The organism is Rhodovastum atsumiense (genome assembly GCF_937425535.1).
Lineage (GTDB): Bacteria > Pseudomonadota > Alphaproteobacteria > Acetobacterales > Acetobacteraceae > Rhodovastum > Rhodovastum atsumiense.
This window is the reverse complement of the sequence record NZ_OW485601.1, coordinates 3414087-3431029: the sequence shown is the minus strand read 5'-3', so window position 1 is coordinate 3431029 and position 16943 is coordinate 3414087. Positions and strand designations below refer to the sequence as shown.

At 65.9% G+C, this 16943-nt stretch carries 18 protein-coding genes; 10 read left to right on the top strand and 8 right to left on the bottom strand.

Annotation, left to right across the window (positions count from 1 at the left end):
* Nucleotides 1-62: 62 nt before the first annotated feature.
* Both NBY65_RS15655 and NBY65_RS15650 read right to left on the bottom strand, forming a co-directional pair.
* The gene (locus NBY65_RS15655; protein WP_150039215.1) at nucleotides 63-1292 is read right to left on the bottom strand and encodes an acyl-CoA dehydrogenase family protein; all 1230 of its coding nucleotides are present in this window, start codon (nucleotides 1290-1292) and stop codon (nucleotides 63-65) included.
* 39 nt (nucleotides 1293-1331) lie between these two features.
* Entirely contained in the window at nucleotides 1332-2675 is a 1344-nt protein-coding gene (locus NBY65_RS15650) for an LLM class flavin-dependent oxidoreductase (RefSeq protein ID WP_162530398.1), read from the bottom strand.
* A gap of 406 nt (nucleotides 2676-3081) precedes the next feature.
* On the opposite strand from NBY65_RS15650, the gene NBY65_RS15645 reads away from it, so the two are divergent.
* On the top strand, nucleotides 3082-4140 hold the full coding sequence (locus NBY65_RS15645; RefSeq protein WP_162530397.1) for a GNAT family N-acetyltransferase: 1059 nt from the start codon (nucleotides 3082-3084) through the stop codon (nucleotides 4138-4140).
* A 3-nt stretch (nucleotides 4141-4143) separates the two neighbouring features.
* Here NBY65_RS15645 and cutA read toward each other — a convergent pair whose 3' ends face one another.
* Nucleotides 4144-4476, bottom strand: coding sequence for a divalent-cation tolerance protein CutA (cutA, locus tag NBY65_RS15640; protein WP_150039213.1), 333 nt, complete (start codon nucleotides 4474-4476; stop codon nucleotides 4144-4146).
* A 33-nt stretch (nucleotides 4477-4509) separates the two neighbouring features.
* On the bottom strand, nucleotides 4510-5610 hold the full coding sequence (locus NBY65_RS15635) for an ABC transporter substrate-binding protein (RefSeq protein WP_162530396.1): 1101 nt from the start codon (nucleotides 5608-5610) through the stop codon (nucleotides 4510-4512).
* A 188-nt stretch (nucleotides 5611-5798) separates the two neighbouring features.
* Here NBY65_RS15635 and NBY65_RS15630 point away from each other — a divergent pair, with 188 nt between their 5' ends.
* On the top strand, nucleotides 5799-6722 hold the full coding sequence (locus tag NBY65_RS15630) for a formylglycine-generating enzyme family protein (RefSeq protein ID WP_162530395.1): 924 nt from the start codon (nucleotides 5799-5801) through the stop codon (nucleotides 6720-6722).
* A gap of 21 nt (nucleotides 6723-6743) precedes the next feature.
* Here the strand turns inward: NBY65_RS15630 and NBY65_RS15625 are convergent, their stop codons facing one another.
* Nucleotides 6744-7241 carry a response regulator gene (locus NBY65_RS15625; RefSeq protein ID WP_150039210.1) on the bottom strand — a complete coding sequence of 166 codons (498 nt, stop codon included), beginning with the start codon at nucleotides 7239-7241 and terminating at the stop codon, nucleotides 6744-6746.
* A 729-nt stretch (nucleotides 7242-7970) separates the two neighbouring features.
* Between NBY65_RS15625 and NBY65_RS15620 the strand changes: the two genes are divergently transcribed.
* Nucleotides 7971-9068, top strand: coding sequence for an ABC transporter substrate-binding protein (locus NBY65_RS15620; protein ID WP_162530393.1), 1098 nt, complete (start codon nucleotides 7971-7973; stop codon nucleotides 9066-9068).
* A gap of 57 nt (nucleotides 9069-9125) precedes the next feature.
* On the opposite strand, the gene NBY65_RS15615 is transcribed toward NBY65_RS15620, so the two are convergent.
* On the bottom strand, nucleotides 9126-10178 hold the full coding sequence (locus NBY65_RS15615) for an aldo/keto reductase (protein WP_150039316.1): 1053 nt from the start codon (nucleotides 10176-10178) through the stop codon (nucleotides 9126-9128).
* Between the two features lie 78 nt (nucleotides 10179-10256).
* Nucleotides 10257-11780 carry a nitrogenase component 1 gene (locus NBY65_RS15610; protein ID WP_150039208.1) on the bottom strand — a complete coding sequence of 508 codons (1524 nt, stop codon included), beginning with the start codon at nucleotides 11778-11780 and terminating at the stop codon, nucleotides 10257-10259.
* Between the two features lie 662 nt (nucleotides 11781-12442).
* On the opposite strand from NBY65_RS15610, the gene NBY65_RS15605 reads away from it, so the two are divergent.
* Nucleotides 12443-13294 carry an EAL domain-containing protein gene (locus NBY65_RS15605; RefSeq protein WP_150039207.1) on the top strand — a complete coding sequence of 284 codons (852 nt, stop codon included), beginning with the start codon at nucleotides 12443-12445 and terminating at the stop codon, nucleotides 13292-13294.
* 159 nt (nucleotides 13295-13453) lie between these two features.
* On the opposite strand, the gene NBY65_RS15600 is transcribed toward NBY65_RS15605, so the two are convergent.
* Nucleotides 13454-13660, bottom strand: a complete 207-nt coding sequence (locus tag NBY65_RS15600; protein WP_150039206.1) for a helix-turn-helix domain-containing protein — start codon at nucleotides 13658-13660, stop codon at nucleotides 13454-13456.
* A gap of 257 nt (nucleotides 13661-13917) precedes the next feature.
* Between NBY65_RS15600 and NBY65_RS15595 the strand changes: the two genes are divergently transcribed.
* The 6 genes from NBY65_RS15595 (at nucleotide 13918) to NBY65_RS15570 (ending at nucleotide 16937) form a co-directional block, all read left to right on the top strand.
* Entirely contained in the window at nucleotides 13918-14568 is a 651-nt protein-coding gene (locus NBY65_RS15595) for a hypothetical protein (protein ID WP_150039205.1), read from the top strand.
* Nucleotides 14569-15039: 471 nt separating this feature from the next.
* A complete protein-coding gene (locus NBY65_RS15590; RefSeq protein WP_150039204.1) occupies nucleotides 15040-15264 on the top strand; it encodes a hypothetical protein in 225 nt (74 codons plus the stop codon).
* On the top strand, nucleotides 15261-15470 hold the full coding sequence (locus tag NBY65_RS15585) for a hypothetical protein (protein ID WP_150039203.1): 210 nt from the start codon (nucleotides 15261-15263) through the stop codon (nucleotides 15468-15470). The genes NBY65_RS15590 and NBY65_RS15585 overlap by 4 nt, the downstream gene beginning before the upstream one ends.
* Nucleotides 15467-15715 carry a hypothetical protein gene (locus NBY65_RS15580; protein WP_150039202.1) on the top strand — a complete coding sequence of 83 codons (249 nt, stop codon included), beginning with the start codon at nucleotides 15467-15469 and terminating at the stop codon, nucleotides 15713-15715. The genes NBY65_RS15585 and NBY65_RS15580 overlap by 4 nt, the downstream gene beginning before the upstream one ends.
* A 317-nt stretch (nucleotides 15716-16032) precedes the next feature.
* Entirely contained in the window at nucleotides 16033-16224 is a 192-nt protein-coding gene (locus NBY65_RS15575) for a hypothetical protein (RefSeq protein ID WP_150039201.1), read from the top strand.
* 227 nt (nucleotides 16225-16451) lie between these two features.
* Nucleotides 16452-16937: a helix-turn-helix transcriptional regulator gene (locus NBY65_RS15570; protein ID WP_150039200.1), complete on the top strand. Its 486-nt coding sequence runs from the start codon at nucleotides 16452-16454 to the stop codon at nucleotides 16935-16937.
* The last annotated feature ends 6 nt before the right edge of the window (nucleotides 16938-16943 follow it).

The window sequence follows — 16943 nt, the reverse complement described above, 5'->3', positions numbered from 1 at the left end:
TTGGGGTGCAGGGGTCCCCTGCCCCCTGCCGGGTCCAGGGCAGAGCCCTGGCCTTCCTTCTTTCAGAAAAAACTGTTCGCCGGCAAGGGCGTGCCGTTGATGACGTGGTTGCCGACCCATACCGCCTTGTAGGTCGCCGGGTTATGCGAGGAGATGGTGCGGGCGTTGCGCCAGTGGCGGTCGAGATCCGGGCCGCGCCGGGTCGCCGAAGCCCCGCCCACGTCGAACAGCAGCGAGCCGGAGCGGATGGCGAGGTCGTCGACCACGATCTTGGCCTGGGCCGCCAGCAAAGCCGCCTCGTGGGCCGCCGCCGCCGCGTCCGGGCCATGCCGCCGGGCATCCAGCCGGTCCAGGGCGTCGGCCGCCGCCAGCACGGCCGCGCCGGCGACGAAGGCGTTGCTGGCGATCACGCCGACCGTCTGCTGCAGCACCGGGTCGTCCGCCGGGCGCTCGCTCGGGGCGTAGTAGAAATTGCGGTCGCGCCGCCGCACCAGCGCCGCGGCGTCGCGCAGGGTGGCGCGGAGGATGCCGGCGTTGACCGCGGTCAGGAAGAGTTGCGCGGCGGTGTTGGAATAGGGCGCGCGGGCGAAGCCGTCCGCCTCGTCCGGGATCACCTCGTGCGGCTCCACCCGCACGTCCTGGAACAGCGTGGTGCCGGAGCCGGTGACGCGCTGCCCGAACCCGTCCCAATCGTCCACCGCCTCCACACCGGGACGGCTGATCGGCAGGATCGCCGAGGCCAGTGCGCCGTCCGGCAGCCGGGCGCGCACCTGCACGTAATCCGCATACAGCGTGCCGGTGCTGTAGAACTTGGTGCCGTTGAGGCGGAACCCGTCGCCATCCGGCGTGAGCAGCGTGTTCTCGACGGCGTTGCCGACGGTTTTGGTCTGCGTCTCGCCGGAGGCGATGCCGAAGATCGCGCCCTCGGCCACCGCCTGCCGCCACGTTTCCTGCACCGGGCCGAGGCGCGGGCCGAGCAGGTAGCGTTCGACGAAGATAAAGTGGCTGCGCAGGGAATGCGCGACATTGGCATCGGCGTCGGCCAGCCGGATGATCACATCATAGAGCTGGCGGTTGCTTGCCCCCAGGCCACCATCCGCGCGCGGCAGCCGCAGCGCGCCGAGGCGGGCGGCGCGGATCTGCGCGAGCGGTTCGAAGGGATGGATCCGCTCGCGCTCGCGTTCGACGGCACCGAGGGCGATGCCGTCCAGCAGCGCCTGGAAGCCCGCGCTGTCCGGATCGAGCGGCGCCGGCGCGGCCGGCGAAATGACGGCAGCAGTCGCTATGGTCATCAACATCCCTTCCTTGTTGCGCAGCCCGCCAAGGGCGGCCTAGGTCGCCGCGCGCGGCCGTGGAAAGAAGCGGTTGCCGGGGCGGCGAAGTCCCAGGTGGTCGCGCAGCGTCTTCCCCTCGTAGGCCGTGCGGAACAGGCCCCGGCGCTGCAGTTCAGGCACCACCGTGTCGACGAAGGCGTCGAGGCCCTCCGGTACGGTGTGGAACATGATGTTGAAGCCGTCGCAGGCCTCGGCGGCGAGCCAGGCCTCCATCTCGTCGGCGATGCGGCGCGGCGTGCCGACGAAGGCGAGGCCGCCATAACTGCCGGCGCGTTCGGCGAGTTGCCGCACCGTGAGGTTCTCGCGCCGTGCCAGGGCCAGCACGCGGTCGCGGCTGCTCTTGCTCGCGTTGGTCTCGGGAATATCGGGTAGCGGCGCGTCGAGATCGAAGCCAGAGGCATCGTGGCCGAGCGCGATCGAAAGCGAGGCAAGGCCGCTGTCGGGATGCACCAGGCTGTCGAGCAGCGCCTTCTTCTCGCGCGCCTCGGCGTCCGTCCCGCCCACCACCACCAGCGCGCCGGGCAGGATCTTCAGCTCATCGCGGGGGCGGCCGAGACGGTCGAGCCGGGCTTTGACATCGGCGTAGAAGGCGCGGGCATCCTCGATGCGGCCGCCGGCGGCGAACACGACCTCCGCGGTCTCCGCCGCCAGTTGCCGCCCGGCCTCCGACGCCCCGGCCTGCACGATGACCGGCCAGCCCTGCACCGGCCGGGCGATGTTCAGCGGGCCGCGCACCGAGAAATGCGGCCCCTTGTGGTCGAGCACGTGCAGCCGCGCCGGATCGAAAAAGAGGCCGCTTTCAGCATCACGCAGGAAGGCATCGTCGGCCCAACTGTCCCACAGCCCGGTGACCACGTCGAGGAACTCGCGCGCGCGGCGATAGCGCGCACCGTGCTCGACATGCTCCTCCAGACCGAAATTCAGCGCCGCGTCGGGATTGGCGGTGGTGACCACGTTCCAGCCGGCCCGCCCGCGGCTGAGGTGATCGAGGGAGGCGAAACGGCGGGCGATGTGGTAGGGCGCCTCGAAGGTGGTCGAGGCGGTGGCGACCAGCCCAATCCGCTCGGTGACCGCCGAAAGGGCGGCCAGCAGCGTCAGCGGCTCGAAGGACGTCACCGTCGCGCTGCGGCGCAGCGCCGCCACCGGCATGTTCAGCACGGCGAGATGATCCGCCATGAAGAACGCGTCGAAGCAGCCGCGTTCGAGGGTCTGCGCGAAACGTCGCAGATGCGCGAAGTTGAAGTTCGCATCGGCATAGGCGCCCGGATAGCGCCACCATCCGGTATGGATGCCGACAGGGCGCATGAACGCCCCCAGATGCAGCCGGCGGCCGGCAGGCACGATCGGATCTCCCCCTGTGTTTCCGGCGCATCCGCGTGATCCGACGGGATGCGCCACAGCCTCGTCCGGCCATGCGGACACAGGCACCCTGAAACATTAACGTCGGCGACGCCGGGCGCGCAATTGGAAAACACGACAACAAATGGTGTTTACATGTATTGTATGAAATTGAATCGTACATTATACTGCTCCTCCGGATCCAACGGACGTGTTCCGCCATGCATGCCTGGCCAACGCGTCACAGACCCGTTCGGTATTCGGTACCCTTGCCGCCCAGCAAGCCCGGGCCATGCCCGGCGGAGATCGGAACGATGGAGACCGGCACGGCATTCCGGCCCTGCACCATGATGGGAAACCTCTCGCGCCGGATCCACCAGGATCGAGGCGGCCGGGGATGGTGGCCGACATGACGCGCCGGATCGCAGCGAGCGCAGGCTCGCCGGCCGATCCGCCTTTGGCCGTCACCGCACTGACGGATCCGACCCAGTTGCCGGACCTGGTGCCAGACTGGTGGGGACTCTGGCACATCGCGGAAAATCCGTTGCCCTTCACCTCGCCCGGATGGCTGGTGGCGTGGTGGCGCCATCTCGGTGGCGGCCCGCTCTGCGTGCTGACGGTGCGCGACCGCAGCAGGCTGATCGCGGTGCTGCCCATGTTCGGCCACGAGGGACCGGAGGGCGCGCGGCTGCTGCCGCTGGGCATCAGCGTCTCCGACATGTTCGACCTGCTGGTCGCCCCCGGCCGCACGGAAGAGGCGGTGACGGCACTGGCCGCTGCGCTCGCGGGATTCCGCTGCTACCGCTGCGAGTTCCACGAAGTGCCGGCGAGCAGCGCGCTTTGCTCGCTCGCCCGTCGCACCACGGTGCAGAGTACGGCGCCGGTGCTGGACGTTCCACGATTCGCCTCGCTTTCGGCCCGCGCCGGCCCGCAGCGGCGGCTGCGCCGCGCGCAGGGCATCGCCGCGATGGCGGACCTGGTGCTCGACCGCCCCGGCAGCGAGGCCATGGAGAGCCTGTTCATCCTGCACGGGCTGCAATGGCACGCGCGCGGCGAGGAGGGCGTTCTTGCCGCACGCAACCTGCAGAATTTCCACATCGAGGCCGCGCGGGAACTGGAGCGGGCGGGCGCGCTGCGCCTGCACCGGATCCGCCATCACGACCGCACCATTGCCATGCTCTACGGCTTCCATGTGAGGGGCCGCACCTATGCCTATCTCAGCGGCACCGATCCGGATTATGCACGGCTTTCCCTGGGCACGGTGCTGATCGGCGCCGCCATCGAGGCCGCACATGCGGAAGGCGCCCGCGAATTCGACTTCCTGCGCGGCCCGGAGCCCTACAAATATGCCTGGGGCGCCGTTGACCGCCCGCTGCTGCGCCTCGATCTCGGCCTTCCGGCCAGGACGAGGGCGCCGCACCGGCCCCCGGCCGAGCGGGCCCGCTCCCGCCGCGCCGTGCCCGCGTGACCGTCAGGATCGGGGCAGGTCACTCTCCGGCGTGACCGGGACCTCGGCGTCGAGCCAGGCCCGGAACGGCGCATTGACCGATTCCGGGGCGAGTTCGGCGATGCAATTGGTGAAGCTGACGACTTCGGCGACGGCCTGTTCGATCGCCGCGCGCCGGCCGGGCTGTGTCTTGACCAGCAGCACCGTCTCCGCTTCCTCGACGATGCGACCTTCCCAGCGATAGGCGCAGGTGATGGGAAACCAGTTGCAGCAGACAGCAACCTTGCGTTCGAGCAGGAGACGGGCGATGCGGCCCGCTTCCTCCGCCGTGTTGAGGGTCACGTAGAAGATGCGCATCCGCCCCCCCAGGTCGCAGCCGGGCGCCCGGCGTCAGCTCGTCGACAGGATGTCGAGGGTGATGCGGTTGGTGAATTTCACCACGTCGGTGCTGGGCTTGAGAATGCCGGTCTCCTTCAGCCCTTGCGCGAAATAGAGCACGTGCTTGCGGAAGGCCTCGCCGGTCGGGCAACCGCGCACCTCGTCGTATGGGTAGCTCGCGATCATCTCGCCGATCTCCTCCGGCTTGACCTGGCGCGGGGAGTAGTGCTGCGCCGCGTCGACGGCAAGGCTGTTGTTGCGGTCGACCATTTTTGAAGCTTCGACCATGGCGCGCGTCAGCGCGACGGCGGCCGGGCGGTTCTCGCGCAGCAGCTTGCCGCTGACCGCCAGCACGCAGCAGGTGTACTGGCCAAGCTCGCCGGTGCCGTTCGAGGCAAGCTCGAACAGCCGGCCATTGCTGCGCTTGATCGCGTAATAGGCCGTGGGATGGCCGTCGGCGAAGGCTTCGATCTCCTTCTTCTGCACGGCAAGGGGGAAGACGTCGGCGGGAAACTGCCGCCAGGTGATCGAATCCGGCGGCACCCCGTTCTTCCTCAGGTGGATTTCGTACAGCAGCTTCATCGGGCTGCTGAGGTCGCTCATGCCGATGCGCTTGCCGGCCAGGTCCTGCAGCTTCTCGATCCCGGCATCGCGCGAGCCGATCAGGATCGAGCAGCCACCATGCACGCCGGCGGTCAGCTTCACGTCGAACCCAGCTTCCAGCGGCTTGAGGAAACGCAACAGGAAATTCGAGGTGGCATCGGCCTTGCCCAGGGCCAGAGCCTCCAGGATGGCCGAGGTGTCCGACCCGACATTGAGCGTGGTGACGTCCAGCCCATGCTTTTCGTAGATGCCCTGCCGCTGCGCCAAGCCGATGACCACGTTGCACAGCGAAGAGGGGGTCCAGATGATGGTCAGCTTGTTGCGCCCCTGCAGGATTGCCGGGGCCCCCAGCTCCGCGGCGGCGCTGGCCGGCGACGGGCGCAGCCCGAACGGCGCCGTCACGGCGGCCACCATGCCCAGGCGCAGCAGGCCGCGGCGCCGGACCGTCCCATGCCCACCGGCCGAACCGACGCGGGGCAGGCTGCCGATCTGATGCGGATACGACGTCATGATGCCGCTCTCGTTCGTCTCGGTGAATGGAATGTGGTGAGCCGCGGAGCACGGACTTGTTCGGCGGCTCGGGAAAGGATTATACGGCATTGTATCGGAGTCAATGAAATTGTACGGTCATCAATGGTTATAATGCCAGCACCCGACTCCCCTTCTGTCCCTGGGCAACCAGGATGATTCCGGGCCGGATGGGGCTCGGACTGGCCCTGCTGCTGGCGGCGACGGCGCCGGCCCGGGCGGACTGGCGCGAGACCTTGCGGGGATGGTTGCCGGGCCTGGGTCAGGCCGACCGGCCCCGGCCAGCCCCCGCCCCGGTCGCCGCGCCCCTGGAGGTGATCCGCGACTGCGCCGACTGCCCGGACATGGTGTTGATCCAAGCGGGCAGTTTCGAGATGGGCGTGCCCCGGGACGAAGACCGGCGCGAAGGCACCCGCGACGCCGATGCGCGCCCGGTGCATCCGGTGCGGATCACCCAGGCGTTCTATCTCGGCAAATATCACGTCACGCGCGGGCAGTACGCCGCCTTCGCGCACGCCACCGGGCGCCCGGTGAAGCCGCCCGTCTTCCCCCAGGCCGATGACCATCCCGCGGTCAACATCGCCTGGGCGGACGCGGTCGCCTACGCCGCCTGGCTGAGCCAGCGGACCGGCCGGGCCTACCGGCTGCCGAGCGAGGCGGAATGGGAATATGCCGCCCGCGCGGGTACCGTCACCGCACGCTACTGGGGCGACAGCCCGGAAGGCCAATGCCTGTTCGCCAATGGCTGGGACCAGTCGGCGCAATCCGGGGTGAGCCGGGCCGGCACGCCATCCTGCGAGGACGGGTACGAATTCACCGCGCCGGTGGGCCGGTTCCGGCCGAACGCCTTCGGGCTGCACGACATGCTCGGCAACGCCACCCAGTGGGTGCAGGATTGCTGGCACACCAGCTACGAACAGGCGCCGGCGGACGGCACGGCGGACCAGTCGGGCGCCTGCACGTCACGGGTGTTGCGGGGCGGATCGTGGATCCATTACCCCTGGTGGCTGCGCGCCGGCTATCGCGCCGGCGTGGCCGCCGATCTGCGGTTGGATTACTTCGGCTTCCGCCTCGCCCGCAGTGCCGCACCCTGAACCGGCGCGCCGGCCGGCGTCTCAGCCGATACAGCGTGCCGCCGCCTGGTTACCGGCCAGCGCGCGGGGCTGATGGGCCAGAGGGGCGCCGGCATTGCGCAGCACGTCGCCGGCCAGGACCAGTGCCGTCCGCAGGCTCGACATGGTGAACGGCTTGTAGACCAGCGCGATCGGGAACGTTCCCTGGAAGGAGCCACCCCCGTCCCCGGCAAGCAGGCTGCCGCTGACAAAGATCGACCGCACCTGGAACCGGCTGAGCAGGGCCCGGGCGACATCAAGGCCGCTGTCGCCGTCGGCGAGGCGGATATCGACCAGGGCGACATCCGGGCAGTCCCGGGCCGCCGCCTCCAACGCTTCCCGCGCATTGGTGGCGCGGGCGATAACCTGATGCCCCATTTCGCCCAGAAGTTCTTCTTCGGTGGTCGATACCAGCAGATCGTCCTCCACGAGCAGAATACGCAGAGAAAATGGATCGTTCCGTTCGGCTCCGGGCTCGCCACCAGCAATGGAAGGTCTCATGGCTTAGCCTCACATTTCAGGTGTTAGCGTAATCGGTTAACCCAACCATGGGCAAGCATGGTCGACCGCAACACCAATTCTTTATGACCACCCCAGAAACGGAACAGATCCGTGGCGCCATAGATACATTTTTGTTGTCGTTGGTAAGTTTATTGCAAAGATTTCCTGCCGTTTCATTTTCCGTCTCCCCCGTTTATGGCCGTTCCATTGCAGCAGCGATTGGACGGCGTGGATATGTTTGGACGGACCTTCGAACAAGATGAGCGTCTCCGCCCATCCGGCCGAGGAAAGTGAACCACGAATATGTGGGCAGAGAGCCTGGATTGCACACCACAAAATCGTATTCACGCGTCGACACACCAGTAAGCGGAAAGATGGGGACGGTACGGTTGCCCGCCCCCCCTTCAGGCTGCCCGCCTCATGCTGCCCGCCAGGGTTCGTCTCGAAGCAGAACCGAATGGCGGTCGACCCGGCCACGACATTGGGTCCCAGCCTTGCTGCCGAGGCTGCGCGCCCGCCATGCCACCAGAAGGAGATAAAGCCAATCCCAAATATCACTTCCCGACTACATTATAAGATAATTATACGTGGAATAAACTTGACTACGATTAAATAAAGTATAATAGTTATCACCCGTCGCCCTGAGGCATTGCGTCGTGTCAGCCTGCCGCGGCGCTTGTCCTGCCATCGTCTTGCCCGCGCTTGCGCATGCACAAGGACCGGATCGCGATGGATTCAAACGCCAACGGCGTGGTCGCCGGTAGCCCTGCCCCTGAACGGCCGCCTGCCGCATCGGGGCCGCGTCGGCGCAATCTGTTGAAGCTCGGGGCCGTTGTCGGCACCGCAGGAATGGTCGGCGCATTGCCGCGGTTGCTTCGCGCCGCCGATCTGGCCGCGCCGGCGTTGATCCAGACCCGCACCAAAATCACCATCATCTGGTCGCCGTCCGCACTGTGCCTCGTGGTGATCGGACTGGCGAAGCGGCAAGGCATCTTCGACAAGTACGGGCTGGATGTGGACATCCTCGATGTTGGATACGACACCACAACGGTCGTCCAGGCCGTCGCACTCGGCAAGGCGGACGCCACATCCAATTTCGTGCTGAGCATGCTCAAGCCGCTCGAAGGCGGCTTCGACATGAAGCTGACCGCGGGGACACATGGCGGCTGCTCGATCCTGGTGGCCTCGCGTGCGGCCGGCATCGCCACGCTGCAGGATTTGCGCGGCAAGCGGATCGGCATGAAAGACCTGACCAGCCCGATGAAGATGCTTTACGACATCCATCTCGGTCGCAACGGCTTGCCGCCCGACTCGTACACCTGGCGGCAGTATCCGCCTGACGTCTTCACCATTGCCGTCCAGAAAGGCGAGATCGATGCCTTTGCCGACGGCTATCCCAACGCCTATTTCGCGATCAAACGCAGCAACGGGACATTGTTCGAACTGGCCGCCAACGGCACGGGCGAACTGGGGAAACGCACGTGCTGTGCGCTGGGGATCAGCGGCCGGTTGATCCGTGACAACCGCCCGGCGGCAGCAGCACTCACCCGCGCCATGGTCGAAGCCTCGCTCGCCGTTGATCACAACAACTTCCTGGCTGTCGAGGCCGCACAATTCTTTTCACCCCGTCAGGTCAAGCCGGAAGAACTGGGGGAAATGATCGCGGCCTATCCCTACGACGAGGAACGCGGCTGCCCGACCGGTGAAGCGTTGCGCCGTCAAATCCTCTGGTACGCGCAGGGGCTGAAGGAAACCGGCGTCCTCAGGTCGGGCACGGATCCGGATCAGTTCACCAATCGGATCGTCCTGGATCTGCTCACCAGTTGAGGGGAAGGCCGTCCAGGGAGGGGCGGATTCCCCCCTCCCCCCGCGCAGGCCGCCGGATCAAGGTGCCGGATTGCTGTGGACCTGATGGATCGCATCGATCACCGCTTCCACCTCCGGCGTGATGATCGTCCGGTCCAGCACGCCGAGGTTCTCGGCCAATTGTGCCGGCGTGGTGGCGCCGATGATCACCGAGGTCACGAATTTTCGGGTCAGCACGAAGGCCAGCGCAAGCTGCGCCGGCGGCACGCCGATGTCGTCGGCCAGCCGCAGGTAGCGCTCGATCGCCTCGCTCACTCCGGGTTTCTGGTAGCGCTGGGTCCGTCCGAAGAGGGTGGCGCGGGCACCGGGCGGCAGGCTGCCGTTGCGGTACTTGCCGGTCAGGTAGCCCTGGGCAAGCGGCGAATAGGCCAGCAGCCCGACCTGCTCGCGCAGGGCGATCTCGGCCAGCCCGATCTCGAAAGTCCGATTGAGCAGGTGATAGGCGTTCTGGATGCTCACCACCCGCGGCCCATGCCCGGCCGCGGCGGCGGCGAGAAACCGCGTGGTGCCCCAGGCGGTTTCGTTGGACAGGCCGACATGGCGCACCTTGCCGGCGGCCACCAGATCCTGCAGCGCGGCGAGGGTTTCCTCGATCGGGTTTTCCGGCCCCGGCGGCAGATCACGAAACACCGTGGAACTTTCTGCAAACAGCGGCAAGGCCCGGTCGGGCCAGTGCAACTGATAGAGATCGATGTAGTCGGTCTGCAGCCGCCGCAGCGACCCTTCCACCGCATGATGGATATTCGCGCGGTTCAGCTCCGGATGGGCGCCGCCGGGCCGCAGGTAGGTGCTGGTGCTGCGCCCGGAAACCTTGGTGGCGATCACCACCTTGTCGCGTCCGCCGCGGCTTTTCAGCCAGGTGCCGATGATCCGCTCGGTGGAGCCCTGGGTCTCGGCACGCGGCGGAATCGAATAGCTCTCGGCGGTGTCGAGAAAGTTGAGGCCACGCTCACGGGCGACGTCGAGTTGCGCATGCCCCTCCTGCTCCGTGTTCTGCTGGCCCCAGGTCATCGTGCCGAGGCAAAGCGCCGACACCCGGAGATCGGTGCGCCCAAGCGGTCGGTATTCCACCATGATCCGTGATATCCTGTCAGACAAACGCAACTTCGAAAATGCCCCGCCGGCCCTGGCGGGCGGCGGGGCAGCGGCTTACTCCGTGGCGGCGCGGGCGAGCGCGAACGGATCTTTCTCGGCCAGCCAGGATTCCCGATAGGGCAACGAGCTGTGGGCCTTCAGGTCTTCATGGAATTTCCGGTGCTGCAGGGCGGTCAGGATCTCGTATCCAAGATTGACGATCCCCTGATAGCCGAGGGCGAAGCTGGAATCTCCGAGCTGCAGCGATGGCATGCCGAGCCGGGAGGCCAGTGGCGACAGCCCGCCATGGCGGATGACGACGAAATCCGGGTTCACCCGCTGCAGCAGGTTGTAGAACTGATAATGCTGCCGGACGCCGACGGTGAAGGTGTCGACATCGCCGGTGGCATCGACCAGGTGGCCGAGCGTGTCGCGCTCCGGCGAGCCGCTGTCGTAGGTGGGGTCGTGGTGGAACACCAGCGTGCCGGGCACCTCGATGCCGAGTTCGCGCAGCACCACCACGACGCCATGCGCAAAGGAAGCCCCCATCGCGACATAGCCGCGCAGGCCGGCAAGCTGGCGGCGCAGGTCCTCGATGATCGGCGTGACCCGGGCCTTTTCGCGGGCGATGTAGGCTTCGACCGCGGCCTCGCGGTCGGTCACCTTGCCGAGGGCGCGCAGCCAGGCATCGGTGCCGGAAAAGCCGTAGGGCTGCGGTGCCTTGACCTCGGGCACGCCGAATTCCTGTTCCAGCGCCGCGGTGATGTAGCTCGCGAGGGTGTAGCAGAAAGTCACCGAGGCGGCGGCTTCGGACATCTGCTGCAGTTGCTCCACCGTGGCCTGGTTGACCACGAGATTGGCCCGCAGCCCGAGTTCGGCCAGCATCGGCGTGTAGACGTCGCTGCCGGGAAGGATAACGACGTTGACAAGGTCCTTCTGCTTGCGTTCCGGGTTGCGGCGGACGAGCTTGCGCAGGATGCCGTGCTGGATGGCATCGAAGCCGGTGCTCCAGTGCTTCGACTTGAAGCCTTCGCAGAACACCGGGATCACCGGGATGCCGATCTCCTCCTCGACCTCGCGGGCGGCGGTCTCGACGTCATCGCCGATGATGCCGGTGGCGCAGGAGGTGGCGATGAATACGGCCTTGGGCTGGTGCCGGCGATAGGCTTCGCGGATGGCAGCCTGCAACTTGTCGACGCCGCCATAGACCATGTCGCGTTCGGTCAGGTTGGTCGACACCGCGGTATTGTTGCGCACCGGCCGGCCGAGGCGGTTGAGCGCGTTGCGGAAATTGGCGTTGTTGCTGGCCATGTTCGCAGCACACCCGATCGGGGAATGCTGGACCAGCACGGCATCGAGGATAGAGCTGCCGAGTGCCTGCACCACCTGCTCGCTGCAACTGCCGCCCTGGGTGAAGGGGCTCTGCAACTCGCAGATGCGGGCCCCTTTGCTGCCCGGACCGCATTTGCTGCCGCAGCCGCCGCGCGAGAATTCCGACTGCTCGGCCAGCAGCGACGCGCTGCCTTCATCCCACCCTATGATGGTGCCGAGCCGCTGCTCGCGGTTCTCGACCACTGCCGTCCTGAGATTGATCGCCATGCCGTTCCCCGTCCCTGATGGCCGGCTTGAAAATACGATTGGCCGATGGTGATTTAGTTATAATACATACGACGTACGTTATCAATCAGATGCTGGTGGGCGGACAACGTCCGGCCATGGAAGGCGGTCAGACGGGGGGCGATGATGGTGGATGGTGCTGTGCCGCGCAGCGCGAATGGGATCCAAGGGCCTTATGGCCCTTGGCGGGTCAAGGGCGGAGCCCTTGCCTTAAAATACTTTCCTTAATATTCGCTAATTTACTGAAATCTGGCGTGCCCCACTGGATTCGAACCAGCGACCCACAGCTTAAAATAATTGAGAATTCCGTTTATTTTCAGCGCTTATTGTTAAGTTTCAGCCGCATGGCGTTGAGTATCGCAGGCATGCGATGATAGATATTCGACGAGATGCAGCCCCATTTTCTCAAGGGGCAAAGCCGCCCAGAGGAGCGCGCGCCGGTGCAGATCTGCATCAATTGTGGTGCGGGATATTAGACGCGATAAGCCAAATCACGTGTCATTAGGTAGGCTGCGTCACGGCTACTCCCGGCCGTCAGCCGCAACCGAATACGATCGCTCTCCACCGAAAAGGCTTCGAGGTAGCCCCTTGCGCGTGTTATGCAGGCCACCATTCTCTATCTATGGTTGTCCACAAGAGCGGTCATGACGGACGAACGATGGGGCTGTGGGCGGTGCCACAACGAGGGGCCGTTGTTCCCCTTCACAATGGCTTTCCAGCCCATCGTCGATCTTGCAGAGATGCGCATCGATGGGCACGAGGCTCTGGTGCGCGGCCCCTTCGGCGAGAGCGCGGAATCGATTCTGGCGCAGGTCGACGACGGGAGCCTTTATGCCTTCGACCAAGCCTGCCGCGTCAAGGCAATCGAGATGGCCGCCCGGCTGGGTCTTGATGGCCGGCTCAATATCAACTTCCTGCCCAATGCCGTCTACGAGCCGCGCGCCTGCATCCGCCGCACTCTCGCCGCCGCCGCCGCGAACGGCTTCTTGCTCGAACGCCTGACTTTCGAGTTTACGGAAAACGAGAGCATCACAGATACCGCGCACACGCGCGCCATTATCGAAGAATACCACCGCCACCACTTCAAGGTCGCGCTCGACGATTTCGGAACCGGGTATTCCGGCCTTGCCCGCCTCGTTGAGTTGAAGCCAGACATCATCAAGCTCGACCGTCAGATCATCGTGGATTGCGACCAGGACCGCACGCGGTTCGCCATCGTCGCCAGCCTCGTCACGCTTACCAGCGAACTCGGGATCAAGCTCGTCGTCGAAGGCGTCGAGCGGATTGGCGAGGTCGAGGCACTGCGGCAGGCGGGCGTGCGTTACATGCAGGGCTTTTTCTTCGCGCGCCCGGCCTTTGAGGCCGTCGTCGTGTCCGAGGCGATCTCATGGCCCGCGCGCTCGCCGCTGGCACCCGCGTCGAGACTGCTGTCTGGACCGCCGCCCGAGGGGGGCATCGTGCCGATCCGGACCAACGCTTCGGTTGACTGTTCCTGAAAATTCTTGCCCCGCGCCCCGGCGGCAAATGCCGTAGGAATGCGCCCAGCCTGAACCGCTCCATGAAACCGCGGGGGCCAGGCACGCCGGCGCGGCGCGCAGAATGCGGGCCTGCGCCGGCCCCTCTCCCCTGCCCTATAATATGGGCAGCCTCTCGCGCTACCTGGCGCTGTTCCGCACCGGCGGCGGGTTGCTCGCGTCCAGCACCGCGGCCCGCTCCAGCCACAGCGCGATCGACTCGGGAATATCGGCGCCTCCACTGATCCAGCGGCGGACGACGCGCGGGTCAACTCGCAGGCGTTGCTGCAGGTGGTCTTTGGACCAACCCAATTGGCACAGGATCTCGCGCAGTCTCTCGGCCGTCACGTCCGGTCCCTCCCCGTTCGGACCGGATCTATCACGCCCGGCGCTGGCGCGCGCATGACAGGGCGTTGCGGTCGCGCGTCACGCGGGCGACTGCCTGCGGACTCGGATACAGATGAGAGGGCTGAAACGACAAAGGCGAGGTCCCGTTCAGATTTTTGTGGGGAAGGTGGGAGCATCCCTCCCGCTCGGGTTAGCGTCTGCCACATCGCGAATGCGGTGCCGCTGAACAAAAGACATCAGAACGGGGGATAGCGTGAATGGGTGCAACGACGCACAGGCCAATGCGCTTGGGCGATGAACAGTTTGGCTCGCCCGAAACGTTTGATCTGCAGCAGGTGATCGCCCAGATCACGGGCACCGTTACGGCCGAGAGATTGGCGCAACTTCTGCCCGATATGGAAAACCGGCAAAGAATGCTGGGCGGCACAGTCTGGGGGACACTGCTGTGGCCGAAGGCCCTGGGGCGTCCAACGACGCCAAGGCTGGCGGCCGGATTCGCCTTTCGGCACTGGACGCACCCAGTCTACAAAGACATTGCTGGGCACCTGGAAATTGTCGGAACCGAACCGCAATTGCCGCCGGTCCCCTGGGATGGGACGGACGACCAGGGCTGGTATCGGGTTAACTTCGCCACCAGAGCCGTGCCGGACCAACTGAACGCCATCACTATCTGCATCAGAACTGGCGTGTTGTGGCAGGATCGCGCCGATACGCTCGGTTCCGGAGCGGTCGCGGTGACGCCGGCAGAGGCCCGTTTCGTGCACCGCGGCGTGGCTGTCGTCTTGCCTCCGTTCCGGCTCAAACTCGCACCCGCCTGGGGCCAAATGACGAAATGCCAGACCTTGGCGGACGATCTGGAAGCCGAAATGCACAGTGGCGTCGAACAGCCGCATTCGAGCGCTTCATGAACATGACGCCGAGGTGCAGAGATCATCCGGCGCTGTGGGGGCTGGTGGGTGGCGCCTTCATGTGTGGTTCGGCGTGGGAAAAGGGCTCTTCCGCATTCCCGGTGCAGGCTTTGCCTTATGCTGTCATGCAGAGATGAGCCGGGCACGCAGAAGATCGGTCGTTTCAGGAGCTTCACCTTGGTGATCTGCCCTTCGGTTTGACCGTTCGACCATGGTTCGGTGATCGCAGCTGCGACCGCGCCACGGTCTGCGGGGCAAACGCCGCGAGCAAACTTCCCCTGGCCTCCGTGAGCCAGCCTTCAAACGCCGTCGCATTGCCGGGCAGTTCGGGCTCACGCTTGGCGACGACCCGACGCAGAGCGATCTCGACCGCGCCCGTGACTGGCTGATCCGAGCGAAGGAAAAGGGCGTGCTGGCCGACGCGCTGGCGGCAGCGCGCGATGCTGCCAAGGCGGAGGGAGGCGCTCAGCCATGCCTGACCAGCAAACGACCGACCCGCGTGAAGCCATGCGGCTTGTGCTGGTGATGGCCCCGTCCTTCCAGGGCGGGCACAGCAAGACCGGCGGCGAGGTTTCCGACTTTCTCGGCATCCCGTTCCCGCTCTGTATGGGCAACCTGGAGAAAGCAGCGCGGGCGTGCGGCTTCGATCCTGCAGAGCTTTGGCCCTGGCTCGCCAAGGTGCGAGGTGCAGCATGACCGGCGAGCAGCAAACAACCCGCCCGGCCTACAGCATCTCGCACAGTGGTCATCTGTTCATCGCGCACTGTGCGGGGGTGTTCTGCGGCGCTGGGCTCACCGAGGACGAGGCCATTACCGACGCCGAAGCGCGCCGCATTCAACGACGCGGAGATGACGACTTTGATGCATGGATGCTGCCGGCTGACATGGAGGCGCGAGGATGACTGACCAGCAAACGGCAGCTTGGCTGGCCGGCACCAGGGCGATGCAGGAGGCGATCGCTGCGTGGCACGCCGAGCAGTCGCGATGGTTCGGCACCCCGCGCCCGAACATATGCATGACCGCCGAGGACCGCGCCAAATTCGCATGGGCGTCGGCAAGCCATGCGGCACATGCCACACATATCCGCCGGATGCCGCTGCCGGCGCCGCCCGCCCAGACCCCGGCGGAGGGAAGCGGCGATGCCTGACGCCCTCCGCCGCGAGACTGCCTCAACTCGGCCGGAACGGCGTCGACTTACGGTGGCGATCCGCAGTCGTCGCTGGATGGCTCAGGTTGTGGTGCCTGTTCGCCATCTGGCCGCGAACACTTTCCGCCACGGTCCGAAGGCTGCCGAGCAATCCAGAACCGCGCCCGCCCATAGGTCTCTGCAAGTTACTTGCAGTCAAACCTCCTTTTTCTGCGGCAAGATTCAATATATCTGTAAACATTACACACCTTCCATATTTAAATTTATAACACATGAAGAGATAAAAAAGACGAATATATGCAATGAGAATTTCAACAATGCTTGACTTTATGCTGACAAACCCGTCGCAGAACGGGATCGAGGCCACGGCCGGTGACAGCGGCCGGTGCCTGACCTGCCGCCATTTCAGCGCGCCCGACCACGGTTGCCTCCGGAACGGCACCGTCACCGACGCCGCCGGCCGGGAACCGCCGATGATGTATGTCTACCCCGCGATGCGGGCACAGTGACCACAAGATCCACCGCCTCGGACGGCGGCCCGACCCGCTCGCCGAGTTGGTGCGGGAACTCGCCCGTGAAGCAGCGAAGCCCGTCACCGCGAGGGGGGGATGGGGCGCCATGCTCCGCCGGGACCGAGAACTGATGCGGCCCGCTGCGGAGACACTGTCTCGATGGGGACGCCGTCCCAACCATGCCCCCGACCAGGGAAACCTGTGCGACCTTCTGGAGGATCGGGATGCCGCCTGAGGGACGTTCTGGCCTGCCGCTGCCGCCGGCTCGCTATCTGACCCAAGAACAGGCGGCGGCCTACGTTGGTGTTTCTGTCCGCACTTTTGCCGCCGAAGTCGCCAATGGCAGATGGCCACCACCGTTGCGCCGCGGCGCACGCGGAGGCGCCTTGACGTGGGACCGCGCACGCGCTCGAGCAGACTGGCATCTGGCGCGGGAACTGCTGGCTGCCAAACTGCCAAAGCCCGAGATCCGCGAGCGCTTGCTGAAAGGGCTGCAACGGCGCGACCTTCGGCGCACAGCGATGGTGCGAATGGCAGAGGCCGACGCCACCACAGCGCAGATCGCCGTCGTGAGCAGCCACACCATCGACCAGACATCCCGCATTCTCGACACCTACATCCCCCGCCGCGGCGAGGTGGCAGCCGGTGCGATCGATGCATGGGAGCGTGGCGGGGAGAAGGTTGTCAGCATCCCGGCACGGGCGAGATGAATGCCC

Coding starts and splice junctions, on each gene's coding strand:
- NBY65_RS15655 (WP_150039215.1), bottom strand. CDS start 1,292: ATGACCATAGCGACTGCTGCCGTCATTTCGCCGGCCGCGCCGGCGCCG.
- NBY65_RS15645 (WP_162530397.1), top strand. CDS start 3,082: ATGACGCGCCGGATCGCAGCGAGCGCAGGCTCGCCGGCCGATCCGCCT.
- cutA (WP_150039213.1), bottom strand. CDS start 4,476: ATGCGCATCTTCTACGTGACCCTCAACACGGCGGAGGAAGCGGGCCGC.
- NBY65_RS15635 (WP_162530396.1), bottom strand. CDS start 5,610: ATGACGTCGTATCCGCATCAGATCGGCAGCCTGCCCCGCGTCGGTTCG.
- NBY65_RS15630 (WP_162530395.1), top strand. CDS start 5,799: ATGGGGCTCGGACTGGCCCTGCTGCTGGCGGCGACGGCGCCGGCCCGG.
- NBY65_RS15625 (WP_150039210.1), bottom strand. CDS start 7,241: ATGAGACCTTCCATTGCTGGTGGCGAGCCCGGAGCCGAACGGAACGAT.
- NBY65_RS15620 (WP_162530393.1), top strand. CDS start 7,971: ATGGATTCAAACGCCAACGGCGTGGTCGCCGGTAGCCCTGCCCCTGAA.
- NBY65_RS15610 (WP_150039208.1), bottom strand. CDS start 11,780: ATGGCGATCAATCTCAGGACGGCAGTGGTCGAGAACCGCGAGCAGCGG.
- NBY65_RS15605 (WP_150039207.1), top strand. CDS start 12,443: ATGACGGACGAACGATGGGGCTGTGGGCGGTGCCACAACGAGGGGCCG.
- NBY65_RS15595 (WP_150039205.1), top strand. CDS start 13,918: ATGGGTGCAACGACGCACAGGCCAATGCGCTTGGGCGATGAACAGTTT.
- NBY65_RS15590 (WP_150039204.1), top strand. CDS start 15,040: ATGCCTGACCAGCAAACGACCGACCCGCGTGAAGCCATGCGGCTTGTG.
- NBY65_RS15585 (WP_150039203.1), top strand. CDS start 15,261: ATGACCGGCGAGCAGCAAACAACCCGCCCGGCCTACAGCATCTCGCAC.
- NBY65_RS15580 (WP_150039202.1), top strand. CDS start 15,467: ATGACTGACCAGCAAACGGCAGCTTGGCTGGCCGGCACCAGGGCGATG.
- NBY65_RS15575 (WP_150039201.1), top strand. CDS start 16,033: ATGCTTGACTTTATGCTGACAAACCCGTCGCAGAACGGGATCGAGGCC.
- NBY65_RS15570 (WP_150039200.1), top strand. CDS start 16,452: ATGCCGCCTGAGGGACGTTCTGGCCTGCCGCTGCCGCCGGCTCGCTAT.